Genomic DNA, 12,090 nt, shown 5'->3' on the forward strand with positions numbered 1-12,090 from the left:
GCAGGGAGCATTCCCCGGACGGCCGACGGCTCAGGCGGACGCCTTCTCGATCACCCGCGGCTTGAGGTCCGCGTTCTCCAGGATGTCCTTGAGGTGCTTCTCGGCCACCGGCAGGACCTCCTCGATCGTGACGTCCCGGCCCAGCTCGCCCGCGAGGGAGGCGACCCCCGCGTCCCGGATCCCGCACGGGATGATCCGGTCGAACCACTTGTTGTCGGGGTTCACGTTGAGCGCGAAGCCATGCATCGTGACGCCCTTGGCGACCCGGATGCCGATCGCGGCGATCTTGCGGTCCTCACGGCGCTGGCCGGCGTTGGAGGGAGCGTATTCGGGGCCGTTGAGGCGGGGGTCGAACTCCTCGTCCTGCAGCCGCGGGTCGAAGTCCAGCGACAGCCCGCCGAGCACCGGCCGCTGCTCGATCGGGTCGCCGAGCACCCATACGCCGCTGCGGCCCTCGACCCGAGTGGTCTCCAGGCCGAAGTCGGCGCAGGTGCGGATCAGCGCCTCCTCCAGCCGCCGCACGTGCGCGACCACGTCCACCGGGCGCGGGAGCTTCTGGATCGGGTAGCCCACCAGCTGGCCGGGGCCGTGCCAGGTGATCTTGCCGCCGCGGTCCACGTCGATGACCGGGGTGCCGTCCAGCGGACGCTCGCTGTCCTCGGTGCGCCGGCCCGCCGTGTACACCGGGGGGTGCTCCAGGAGGATCACGGTGTCCGGGACCTCGTCGGCGAACCGGGCCGCGTGCACCCGGCGCTGCTCGTCCCAGGCCTCCTGGTAATCGACGGCATCCGCACCGAACCCCATGCGGACGAACCGCAACTCACTCACGGCAAGCGCCTCCCTCAGCGACCGAGCAATCGGTGTGTCAGACACGTAACACGCGCACGCCACTGTACGTCCGTCCGGCGTACGTCAGCCCGGCGGGCGTTTCTCACACGATCGGATGAATGCCAGGCGGAATGTGCGATCGCCTGCTCACTCTCCGCTACATTCACGCCGTTCGTGAGGCCATAAGGGCTGCTCAAAGGCAAACCGGGCACTTCGTCAGGCCCGGAAGGCAGGAGACCGCACCGCAGATGACGGACCGACCCGCGCAGCGCACCCCCAACCGCCAACTCGCCGCGCTCATCGCAGAAGCGGGGTTCTCCAACGCGGGTCTGGCCCGTCGCGTCGATCAGCTCGGCCTGGAGCACGGGCTGGACCTCAGATACGACAAGACCTCGGTCACCCGCTGGCTGCGCGGGCAGCAGCCGCGGGGTACGACCCCTGCCCTCATCGCCGAGGTCTTCACACGCCGGCTCGGGCGCCGGCTCACGGCCCAGGATCTCGGCCTGGACGCCTGTGCGCCGGTGTACGCCGGGCTGGAGTTCGCGGCCACCCCGGAGGAGGCCGTGGACATCGTCAGCGGGCTGTGGCGCAAGGACTCCGGCAGCCACGCCGAGCTGCGCAAGATCGCCTTCACCCCGGCGGGGCTCGTGGTGCCCAGCCGGGACTGGCTGATCGGCAAGGCCGACGACAAGGTGGCCCGCGAACCGGTACCCCGGGTGCCCGCGCAGAGCCGCTCCGCCCCGGCCAAGCCCCAGGGCCGGCCGGTGCTGCCGGTGCCGCCCCGGGCGCGCGGGCACGCCGAGCGCGCCCCCGGGCACAAGGTCACGGGCGGCGACATCAACGCGCTGCGCTCGGTCGGCGAGCTGTTCCGCACCCTCGACGACCGGTACGGCGGCGGCCACGCCCGGCAGGCGCTGGTGCGCTACCTGGAGCACGAGTGCGAGCCGATGCTCCGCGGCTCCTACGACGAGCAGACCGGCCGCAAGCTGTTCGCCGCGGCCGCCGACCTCACCCGGCTCGCGGGCTGGACCTCGTACGACATCGCCGCGCACGGACTCGCCCAGCGCTACTTCGTGCAGGCCCTGCGGCTCGCCCAGGCGGCCGGCGACCGGGCGTACGGCTCCTACGTCCTGGTCACCATGAGCCGGCAGGCCGTCTATCTCGGCCACGGCAGGGAGGCCGTGCAGCTGGCCCGGGTCGCCCAGCAGGGCATGGGCACGGGCGGCCCACCGGTGGTGCAGGCGCTGCTGCACGCCTCCGAGGCGAGGGCGCACGGCGTGCTCGGGGAGGTGCGGGCGTGCACGGCGGCGCTGGTGCGGGCCGAGCGCGCCCTGGAGGCGGCCCGGCCCGGGGACGAGGTGCCGTACTGGGCCAAGTTCTTCGACGAGGCCCAGCTCGCCGACGAGTTCGGGCACTGCCACCGGGATCTGCAGCAGTTCCGGGCCTCCGCCCAGCACGCCGAACGCTCGCTCCAGCTCCGCGCGCCCTCCTTCGCCCGCAGCCGGCTCTTCTGCCGGGTCGTCCTCGCCACGGCCCGCCTCGGCCTCGGCGAACTCGACCAGGCGTGCGCGCTGGCCGCGGAGGCCGCCGGCCAGGCCGCGGAGATGCGGAGCGCTCGCGCGATCGAGTACGTGCGGGACTTCGAGCGTCGGCTCGAGCCCTATCGGGATGCGGCACCTGTGCGGGGGTATCGGGAGAAGGTGGCGGCGTTGGGGTAGCCCGATGGCCACTCGCCGTTGGGGGTGGCGGTTGTGGGCTTCCTTACGCGCCGTCGTGGTTGCTCGCGCAGTTCCCCGCGCCCCTTCAGGGCGCCTTACGCCGCCCTTGGCAAAGTGGGCGCCGGATCTGCGCGATTCAGGGAACCCGCCGCGCCCAGGTCGGCCAGGAGCGCTGCCGTCGCCCTGTGGGCCGAGTGCAGGGCGCCCTGGACCGTGCTGGTGTCGCGGTGGTCGCCGCAGACGTAGAGGCCGGCCAGGAGGCGGACGGGGCGGCGCAGGTCGTGCGGGGGGCGCATGGCCGGGACCGCTTCCGGGGTGTGGTGGACCGCCAGCGTCTCCCAACGGCGCGTCGAGGTGCCGTAGAGCCGGGAGAGGTGGATGCGGACCGCGGTGTCGATCCCTTCCGGCGGTGTGCCGAGCACGGTCGAGGAGATCAGCACCCGGCCCACCGGCGCCCGGCCCGGGTCCACGTTGCTCAGCACCGCCGTGTGCGCGACCGGGCCGCCGCGGTCGGCGTCCAGCAGCAGCGAGGTGCCCGTCGCGAAGGCGGGCGTCGGGTCGTCGGTGGTGTGGTGGACCACGGTCACCGGGTGGAAGTCGGGCACCCTCAGGCCCGGCAGCAGCTCCGCCGCCGCCCGCGCGTCCGTCGCCAGCAGTACCGCCCGGCAGCGGATCGCCCCGTGCTCGGCGGTGGCCACCGAGGTCGTGGACACCGAGGTGACCCGCACCCCGGTGTGCACGGTGCCGGCCGGCAGCGCTCGCGCCAGCAGCTCCGGCAGCACCTCCGCGCCGCCCTCCGGCACACACAGCAGGCCGCTCGCGAAGGCGCGCAGCGCGAGGTCGGCGCACCGGCTGGACGTGGTCAGCTCCGGGTCGCACAGCAGGGCGGCGAGCAGCGGGCGCAGAAAGCCGTCGACCGTGCGCGGCGGCATCCCGCGCTGGGCGAGGGCCTGGCGGGCGGGCAGCTCGGGCCGGGCCAGGACGCGTTCGACCGGAGTGGCGGCGATCCGGCCCAGCGCGGCACCGAGCCGGGCCTGGTCGACGGCGCCGCCCACCGGCGCGCCGGTCCGGCCCGGGGTGGCCGCCGGTCCCCTGGGGGCGCTTGCGAGGGCACGCACCACATGGAGTGCGCCCCTTGCGCCCCTTGCGCTCCCTCCGGTCGCCGGTGCGCCCGCGCGCTGGGTGCGTCCGTCGCGGTGCAGCAGGACGCCCGGCGCGAAGGTGCTCAGGGCCAGGGAGTCCAGACCGGGGGTCGTGCGGAGTTCGGGGTAGGACGTGGACAGCAGTTGTCCGATGCGGTCGAGCCGGAAGCCGTCGACCTTCTCCGTCGACATGCGGCCGCCGACGTAAGGGGCGGCCTCGAGGACTGCGGTCGAGATTCCTGCGCTGGTCAGCCGGTGAGCCGCCGAGAGTCCGGCGATTCCGGCTCCCACGATGACGACGTCCACCTGGTACGCGGGCTCAAGCACGAGGCCCCTCCTGTGGTTGCGCGGCCGGTGGAGACGTCATGCCCCCAACTGGCCCCGGGGATACCCGAGTTCGGGTCGAGGTTAGGTCCGTGATCGGTCGCAAACAGTCGCGCATCAACAGGGCACGGTCGCATGGAGGTCGCATACGGTCACAACTGGTCTCGGAAGCTCGCAGGAGGCGGCAGGAGCGGCAGGAGGCCGCAGGAGGTCTCGTGCGTAGGTCAGGCCGACCGGATCGCTTCGTCGATCCCCGGAAACGCGAACCGGAAACCCGACTCCAACAGCCGCTTCGGCACGACCCGTTGGCTGCCCAGCACATCCCCGGCCAGCTCGCCCAGCACCGCCCGCAGGACCGGTGCCGGCACCGCGAACGGCGCCGGACGGTGCAGCACCCGGGCCATCGCCGCCGTGATCTCACGGTTCGTCAGCGGCTGCGGGGCCGTCAGATTGAACGGCCCGGAGAGGGTGTCGTCGTCGATGAGATGGCGGATCGCGGCGACCTCGTCGTGCAGCGCGATGTACGACCAGTACTGCCGCCCGTCGCCCAGCCGCCCCCCGAGCCCCGCCCGGAACAGCGGGAACAGCCGCCCCCAGGCCCCGCCGCCCCGCGCCACCACCAGCCCGGTGCGCGGGAACACCGTCCGCACGCCCGCCTCCTGCGCGGGCGCCGCCGCCTCCTCCCACTCCACGCACAGCGAGGGCAGGAAACCGTCGCCCGGCGGCGCGTCCTCGTCCACCACCCGGTCGCCGGTGTCGCCGTAGATGCCGATCGCGCTGCCGCTGACGAAGACCCGCGGCGGCTCGGGCAGCGCGGCCACCGCCTCCGCCAGCGCGGCCGTGCCCAGCACCCGGCTGTCCCGCAGCCGCCGCTTGTACGACGCGGTCCAGCGCCGGTCGCCGATCCCGGCCCCGGCCAGGTTCACCACCACGGCACAGCCGGTCAGCCCGCGCGCGTCGACGTACTGGCCCTCGGGGTCCCAGCAGACCTCGTCCGGGCCCTCGGCAGCCCGGCGCACCAGTCGTACCACCTCGTGCCCGTCCGCGGTCAGGGACCGCACCAGGGCACTGCCGATGAGCCCGGACGCGCCGGCCACGGCGATTCGCATTCGCTCCATGACCTCAGCATGCCCGCGCGAAAACCCCGTGAGGTGCTCCGGCGGCCCGCCGTAGGGTGATCGTCATGCCGGAGCCGTACATACGCACCGCCGTGCCTGCCGACGACGAGGAACTGACCCTCCTCGACCGGTCCGCCTGGTCCACCCTGCACGCCGTGTCGCCCCCGCCGGAGGGGCCGTTCTTCGACGAGCGCCACCTCCCTGAGGACTACCTGGTCGCCGAGGTCGCCGGGCGGATCGTCGGCTATGTCCGCATCGGGCGCCCGACCCCGCTCGCCTCCAACGCGCACGTCCTGCAGATCCAGGGCCTCGCCGTCGCCGAGGAGGCGCGGGGGCGGGGCCTCGGGCGCACGCTGCTCCGGGCCGCCGTCGAGGAGGCGCGCGAGCGCGGGGCGCGGCGCCTCACCCTGCGCGTGCTCGGGCACAACGCCCCGGCCCGCGCGCTGTACGAGTCCGAGGGCTTCGCCGTCGAGGGGGTGCAGCCGCAGGAGTTCCTGCTCGACGGCGCCTACGTCGACGACGTGCTCATGGGCCGGCGCCTGTGACCGTCAGGAGCTGACCAGCCGGCCCGTGTCCACCGTCGCCGTCGCCGTGGCCGCGCGCTGGGCGTCGCCCGCCACCTCGGCCGCCGTCAGCGCATACCCCGTCTCGGCGTTCGAGGTGGAGCGCGCGAAGACCACCCCGAACACCTTGCCGGTCGTGGTCAGCAGCGGGCCGCCGGAGTTGCCCGGCCGGACCGTGGAGCGGATCGAGTAGATGTCCCGGGTGACCGTGCCGTCGTTGTAGATGTTCTGCCCGATCGCCCGCACCCGGCCCGCCACCGTCGCCGCCTGCAGGTTCAGGCCGCCGTCCTGCGGATAGCCCGCGACCACCGCCGAGTCCCCGCGCGATGCGCTGGTGTCGAAGTGCAGCACCGGGGCGCGCAGCCCGGGCACATACAGCACCGCCACGTCCCGGTCGGGGTCGAAGAGCACCACCCGGGCCGCGTACGACCGCCCGACGCCGCCGACGCGCACGCTCGGGTGGTCGATGCCCGCCACCACGTGCGCGTTGGTCATCACATGCCGCGCGGAGAAGACGAATCCGCTGCCCTCCCGGCCCTCGTTGCCCGAGACGCCCTCGATCTTCACCGTGCTCAGCTTCGCGGCGCTCGTCGCGGCCGGGGTGACGCTGTCCCCGGAGGGTCGGGCCACCTGGGCCGTCGACTCGTTCTCGAACGGGTTGAAGACCTGCGGGAAACCCGCCTCGGTCAGCGCCGACGTGGCCCGCGAGAACCACGCGGGCGTGGTGTCCGGCATCGCGTCCTGCACCGCGCCCAGCAGCGTCGAGTTCCGGATCGCCGTGTTCAGCGTCTGCGACGGGGCCGCGCCCAGCACGCTCGCCGCCACCCAGGCCACGATCAGCACCGCGACCGAGTTCGCCGCCGCGCCCCCTATGCCGTCCAGCACCCGCAGCGGGCCCCGGTCCAGCTCCCCGCGCAGCCGCAGCGCCAGCCGGCCCGCCAGCTCGTGCCCCACCACCGCGGGCACCAGCACCGTCGCCACCGCGAGCGCCGTCGCCTGCGTCGTACCGCGCTCCACCAGGCCGGTCACCCAGGGCAGTACCCACACGCCGACGGCGGCACCGCCGACGAACCCGGCCAGCGAGACACAGCCGGCCACCAGGCCGCGCCGGTAACCGGACGCCGCGTAACCGAGCATCACCAGCACAAGCACCAGGTCGAGCAGGTCCACGGAGCCGCCTTTCTCTCGGACCCCTCAGTACGGACGGGACGGGCCCGGTGATCAGTCACCCACACCTGGGCACGGCCACCAGACGGCGAACCGGCCACTTTGTATGTACCCCCAGAAACGACCTGGACCGGGATGATGGTTCCGCCAGGTGGCAGAGTGCACATCGCGGGCACGGCCCGGCCGCCCGAGAGTGGTGCCCATGCACGCCGTCCGAAGAACACTGGAGAGGCCCCGGCACCGCCACAGGCGGGGCGCATCGGGGATGCAGGAAATACCGGCAGAGCCGGAGAAACGTGACGCCCCGGCGACTCCGGGGCCGTCGGAGCCTTCGGAGGCCCGGGGCACCCCGAAGACGCCGGAGCCGTCCGCGCCCCGTAAGGCCTCGGTGCCCTGGCGACTCCCGGGACTCGTCGGCCGCCGGGCCCGCCGCATGGCCCTCGGCGCCCAGCAGCCCACGGGAACACCCGAGCCAGCCGGGCCTTCGCACACGCCGCCGACTTCGCGGCCCTGCGAAGTGCCGGAGACCTCCCAGGCACCCGGGCGGCCCCCGCGGACCCCCGCGACGCCGGAGCGCCCTGGGCTGTCGAAGCCCCCGGCACCGGCGGATTCACCGGAGCCTGCGGGACTCTCGGCCGTACCGGGGGCGCTGTCGGACACACCGGGGCCGTCGGCCATACCGGGGGCGCTGTCGCACACACCGGAACCGTTGGGCACGCCGGGGACGCTGTCAGACACGCCCGGGCCGTCGGCCATACCGGGGACGCTGTCGGACACGCCGGGGCCGGTACGGGTCCCGTATCCACCGGGGGGCCGGCGCCGGTGCGCACGGCGGATACCCGGTGTTCTGCCGGTGCTGGTCGGCTGTCTGCCCGGGCTGGTGGCCGTGCTCGCGCTCGTTCTGTGCCCCACCGGTGTCGAGGGCTCCGCAGTGGCCCGCTTCGACCGGCCCGTCCGGGCCCGCACCCCGGTCGCCCACCGCGCCCCCCGGCCGCACATCGTGCCCCGCTCCGTCTGGCTGGGCACCGCCGGGCACAGCCAGCCGCCGCCCCGCTACGACGACAAGGTGGTCGCCGTCTTCCTGCACCACACCGACTCGCCGAGCGACTACTCCTGCGCCGACGCGCCGGAGATCATCCGCCGCCTGTACGCCGGCCAGACCGGCGTCCGGAACTGGGACGACATCGGCTACAACTTCCTCGTCGACCGCTGCGGCACCATCTACGAAGGCCGCGCCGGAGGCACCGACCGGGCCGTCACCGGCGCCCACACCCAGGGCTTCAACCACCGCACCGCCGGCATCGCCGCCATCGGCACCTTCACCGCAGGCGTGCCCGTGCCCCGGGCCATGACCGACGCGATCGCGGCGCTGGCCGCCTGGAAGCTCGGCCTCGCCGACGTCGACCCGCGGGCCCGCGTCCGGCTGGTCTCCAGCAACAGCCTCAGCCGCTACCAGGCCGGCACCAAGGTCACCCTGCCCGTCCTGGCCGGCCACAACGCCGGGTTCATGACCAGCTGCCCCGGCGCCGCGCTCACCGCCCGGCTCCCCGAGATCAGGGAGCAGGCCGCGCGCCTGCAGGGCCGGACCACTTTGCTGTGGCCCATAGGAACCCCCTAGGTGACACGCAGCCCGCTCCGAGCCACGCGCCCTACGGTCGTGGACGTCACAAGCCGACTGGAGGTGGGGATCATGAACAACAGTCGTACGGGTGAAAAGTCCACGGCCGCAAGCACGGCCGCAGGCCCGGACGAGAGCACGGAGCGGGCTGGCTGGACGCGGACCGCGCGCGGCCCCTGGGTGGTGCTCTGCGCGGTCGCGACCGTCGTCCTCGGCCCGGCCGCGGCCACCGCGTCCGCCCTCGACCAGGCCAACGCCGCGCCGCTGCACCACGCGGTGCGGGCCGACCAACCGCAGGCCTACCTGCCGGCCGACAGCCTCCGCAGGCGCGCGGCCGGCTGAGCCGGGGCCGGCTACTCCCGGAAGCGGTTCCACAGCCGGGGGAACCGTGCGGCGAGCTCCCGCTCGTTCTCGAAGTCCACCGGCGTGCCCTCCGGTTCGGCGGGCGCCGGGGCGATGCCCAGATCGGGCGCGACGGTGCCGGTCAGCTGCTCGTAGGCCTCGTCCGCCGCGTAGCCCAGCTCCTCGCCGTCGCCGTCGATCTCCTCGTCGAACTCCTCCAGCAGCTCGGCCAGCGAGTCGGGATCGTGCAGGGCGCCCTCGTAGACCTCCCGGCCCTGGCCGATCAGCCAGCACCGGAAGAAGTCGAACGCGTCGTCGCTGGCCCCGTCCAGCAGCACCCAGGCCGCGCCCCACAGGTCCCAGCGGTAGGCGCGGTTGTAGCGGGCCTCGAAGTGACGGGCGAAGTCCAGGATCAGATCGGGGTCCAGCTGGAGCAGCCGGTCCACGAGCACATCGGCCTGTTCCTCGGGGTCGCCCTCGGCGGTCTCGCGGGCGGCGTCGATCAGCTCCCAGAACTCCGTCTCGTCCATCACGGCACCAGCATCGGGCCTCCACCCGTGCGACGCACGCGGAGTACGCCGGTGTACGGCGGATCGTTATCCGGTGTCCGTACGGCCCTCGGGGCGCGGGGCGCCGTACAGTGCGGCCAGCCGTGCCGCGTCCCCGGCGAACCGCTCCCGCAGTCCCTTCGGGGCCAGCACCTCCGCCTCCGCGCCGAGCGCCGTCAGCTGCGCGTGCGCCACCTCCTCGGACTCCACCGGCAGCGTCACCGTCACCCAGCCGGTCCCGTCCGGCTCGCCCACGCCGCTCAGCGCCTCGCGCGCCGACAGCGGATCGACGGCGTGCCGCAGCATGCGCACCCCCTGCGGGGACAGCCGTACGACGACCTCGGCGCGCAGGATCGAGCGCGCGAACCGCTCGGCCTGCTCGGCCCAGTGGCCGGGCAGATCGAAGTCCGGATCACGGGCGAACCGTTCCTCCAGGGCTGCCACCCCGCTGAACCGGTCGATCCGGTAGGTCCGGAAGCGGCCGTCGTCGGTTCGGGAGGGGTCGTCGTCGGCCACCCGTGCGCACAGGTACCAGACACCCGCCTTCAGCACGAGCCCGTACGGCTCCAGCAACCGCTCCACCTCACTCTCGCCGCGCCGGTAGCGGGCGGTGACCCGGCGGTCGTCCCACACCGCCTCCGCGACCGCCGGCAGCAGCGCGGGCGGCTCCGGCTCCCGGAACCAGGCCGGCGCGTCCAGATGGAACCGCTGGGCGGCGCTGTCCGGGGCGTCCCGCAGCGAGGGCAGCAGCGCCGCGGACACCTTCAGCCGGGCCGCGGAGGCGGCGTCCTCCAGCCCCATCTCCCGCAGCGCCCCCGGCACCCCGCTCAGGAACAGCGCCTCCGCCTCGCTCCTGGCCAGCCCCGTCAGCCGCGTCCGGTAGCCACCGACCAGCCGGTAGCCGCCGGCCCGCCCCCGGTCCGCGTACACCGGCACGCCCGCCTCCGACAGCGCCTGCGCGTCCCGGGTCACCGTCCGCTCCGAGACCTCCAGCTCCCGCGCGAGTTCGGCGGCCGTCATGGACGGCCGGGACTGCAGCAGGAGCACCATCTTGATGAGCCGGGCCGCACGCATGGCGCCAGCCTGCCACGAAGCCCGCCGGCGCGGCCTTGGTCTCCTACGCTGGAGGCACATGGGGAGCGGGGAAGGGACGGGGCATGCGGGGGGAGATCCTCGACGGCCGGTACGAACTGGTCGAACGGCTGGGCCGGGGCGGCATGGGGCAGGTGTGGGCGGCCCGCGACAACCGGATGCACCGGGAGGTCGCGGTCAAGCTCGTCACCGCGCTGCCGCGGATCGGCGAGCACGAGACCTTTCTCCGGTTCCGCCGCGAGATCAGGTCGGCGGCACAGCTGCCCGGCCGGTACACCGTCATCGCCCACGACTGCGGCGAGGCCGTCCTGGACGACGAACGCGTGCTCTACATGGTGATGGAACGCCTGACCGGGCGGACCTTGTACGACGCGGTCGTGCAGGAACGTCCGTCCTGGCGGCGCGCCGTGGCCTGGGCTCGGCAGGTCGCCGCCGCGCTGGACGCCGCGCACCGGCAGGGCATCGTGCACCGGGACATCAAGCCGGAGAACGTCATGTTCGACGCCGAGGGCGACCTGAAGGTGCTGGACTTCGGCATCGCCAAGTTCCTCGGCGACACCGTGCTCGTCAGCGGACTCACCGGCACCGGCGTCGCCATCGGCAGCCTGCTGTACATGTCGCCGGAGCAGGCGCGCGGCGAACGCACCGTGGACCACCGCACCGACCTGTACTCCTTCGGCTGCCTGCTCTACTTCATGCTCACCGGTCGGCCCCCGCTCGTCGCCGACAACCCGTACGCGCAGATGCATCTGCTCTTCGAGGGGCGGATCGAGCCGGCGCGCGGGCTGAACCCCGCCATCCCGCCCGAACTGGACACGCTCGTCCTCGATCTGCTGTCCCGCACCCCCGAGGAGCGTCCCGGCACGGCCCGCGAGGTCCTCGACAGGCTGAGCGGCCTGGGCGCCGAGGCGGCATCCCCGACGGGGCCGGCCGACGTCCAAGGGGAAGCCGCCGCGCTGCGCGAAGCCGCCCTGGAGGACGCCCGGGAGCTGCGTGCGGAGGCCGCGCGCGCCGCCGAGCAGCACCGGGAGCTGGCGGAGGCGGCGGCCCGGCAGGTGCGCGCCGAAACGGAGGCCTACGTCACGGAACGCAGGACCCGGGCCGAGCGGGAGGGCGTGCGGATCGTCGAGCAGGCGAAGACCGACGCCGCCGGGCTGCTGGCGCGGGCGCAGCGGGACGCGCTGGCCAAGCGCGAGGAGGCCGACACCCTCTTCGAGGAGACCCGCGCCAGGGCCGCGCAGGCCGCCGCCGACTTCGAGACGAACCTCGCCAAGCGGCGCGAGCAGTCGGAGCGGGATCTGGCCGCGCGCCAGCGCAGGGCGGAGCAGCGGCTCACGGAGATCGGGGAACGCGCCGAACAGCTGCGCCAGGAGGCCGAGGCCATGGTGACCGAGGCGACCGAGAAGGCCGGCCGGATCTTCTCCGACGACGCGGTGAGCAAGCTGCGGGACACGGTGGCCGCGATCATCGCCGACAGCAAGTTCACCCCGGTCGGCGGCCTGGTCGAACAACGCGCTTCGATCCTGCGTGAGCTGACCGGACTGCACCACGCGCTGTCACGCTTCGACGACCTCGGAGACGACCGGGAAAGGGTCGGCGGCTGAGAACGGAAGCGGCGGACAGAGGGCAC

Annotated in this window: 10 protein-coding genes and 2 pseudogenes; 6 read left to right on the top strand and 6 right to left on the bottom strand. The window is 73.9% G+C overall.

Annotation, left to right across the window (positions count from 1 at the left end; translation table 11 throughout):
* Nucleotides 1-30 precede the first annotated feature (30 nt).
* The gene (lipB, locus tag ACZ418_RS04340) at nt 31-828 is read right to left on the bottom strand and encodes a lipoyl(octanoyl) transferase LipB (RefSeq protein WP_468356710.1); all 798 of its coding nucleotides are present in this window, start codon (nt 826-828) and stop codon (nt 31-33) included.
* A gap of 248 nt (nt 829-1,076) precedes the next feature.
* On the opposite strand from lipB, the gene ACZ418_RS04345 reads away from it, so the two are divergent.
* Nucleotides 1,077-2,546, top strand: a complete 1,470-nt coding sequence (locus ACZ418_RS04345; RefSeq protein ID WP_468356713.1) for a regulator — start codon at nt 1,077-1,079, stop codon at nt 2,544-2,546.
* A 95-nt stretch (nt 2,547-2,641) separates the two neighbouring features.
* Here ACZ418_RS04345 and ACZ418_RS04350 read toward each other — a convergent pair whose 3' ends face one another.
* Both ACZ418_RS04350 and ACZ418_RS04355 read right to left on the bottom strand, forming a co-directional pair.
* Nucleotides 2,642-4,015 carry an NAD(P)/FAD-dependent oxidoreductase gene (locus tag ACZ418_RS04350; protein WP_468356716.1) on the bottom strand — a complete coding sequence of 458 codons (1,374 nt, stop codon included), beginning with the start codon at nt 4,013-4,015 and terminating at the stop codon, nt 2,642-2,644.
* Nucleotides 4,016-4,236: 221 nt separating this feature from the next.
* The gene (locus ACZ418_RS04355) at nt 4,237-5,130 is read right to left on the bottom strand and encodes a TIGR01777 family oxidoreductase (RefSeq protein WP_468356719.1); all 894 of its coding nucleotides are present in this window, start codon (nt 5,128-5,130) and stop codon (nt 4,237-4,239) included.
* A gap of 65 nt (nt 5,131-5,195) precedes the next feature.
* Here ACZ418_RS04355 and ACZ418_RS04360 point away from each other — a divergent pair, with 65 nt between their 5' ends.
* The gene (locus ACZ418_RS04360; RefSeq protein WP_468356722.1) at nt 5,196-5,675 is read left to right on the top strand and encodes a GNAT family N-acetyltransferase; all 480 of its coding nucleotides are present in this window, start codon (nt 5,196-5,198) and stop codon (nt 5,673-5,675) included.
* Between the two features lie 3 nt (nt 5,676-5,678).
* Here ACZ418_RS04360 and ACZ418_RS04365 read toward each other — a convergent pair whose 3' ends face one another.
* On the bottom strand, nt 5,679-6,863 hold the full coding sequence (locus tag ACZ418_RS04365) for a MarP family serine protease (protein ID WP_468356725.1): 1,185 nt from the start codon (nt 6,861-6,863) through the stop codon (nt 5,679-5,681).
* 850 nt (nt 6,864-7,713) lie between these two features.
* On the opposite strand from ACZ418_RS04365, the gene ACZ418_RS04370 reads away from it, so the two are divergent.
* Entirely contained in the window at nt 7,714-8,478 is a 765-nt protein-coding gene (locus ACZ418_RS04370; protein WP_468356728.1) for a peptidoglycan recognition protein family protein, read from the top strand.
* A gap of 72 nt (nt 8,479-8,550) precedes the next feature.
* Nucleotides 8,551-8,820, top strand: coding sequence for a hypothetical protein (locus ACZ418_RS04375; RefSeq protein ID WP_468356731.1), 270 nt, complete (start codon nt 8,551-8,553; stop codon nt 8,818-8,820).
* An 11-nt stretch (nt 8,821-8,831) separates the two neighbouring features.
* Here the strand turns inward: ACZ418_RS04375 and ACZ418_RS04380 are convergent, their stop codons facing one another.
* Nucleotides 8,832-9,350, bottom strand: coding sequence for a DUF4240 domain-containing protein (locus ACZ418_RS04380; protein WP_468356890.1), 519 nt, complete (start codon nt 9,348-9,350; stop codon nt 8,832-8,834).
* Nucleotides 9,351-9,416: 66 nt separating this feature from the next.
* The gene (locus ACZ418_RS04385) at nt 9,417-10,442 is read right to left on the bottom strand and encodes a helix-turn-helix transcriptional regulator (RefSeq protein ID WP_468356733.1); all 1,026 of its coding nucleotides are present in this window, start codon (nt 10,440-10,442) and stop codon (nt 9,417-9,419) included.
* An 83-nt stretch (nt 10,443-10,525) separates the two neighbouring features.
* Between ACZ418_RS04385 and ACZ418_RS04390 the strand changes: the two are divergent.
* Together ACZ418_RS04390 and ACZ418_RS04395 are read left to right on the top strand one after the other, a co-directional pair.
* A pseudogene (locus ACZ418_RS04390) lies at nt 10,526-11,329 on the top strand (serine/threonine-protein kinase); the annotation flags it as partial.
* 99 nt (nt 11,330-11,428) lie between these two features.
* A pseudogene (locus ACZ418_RS04395) lies at nt 11,429-11,920 on the top strand (cellulose-binding protein); the annotation flags it as partial.
* Nucleotides 11,921-12,090 lie beyond the last annotated feature (170 nt).

Source organism: Streptomyces sp. NPDC030820, from assembly GCF_055572075.1.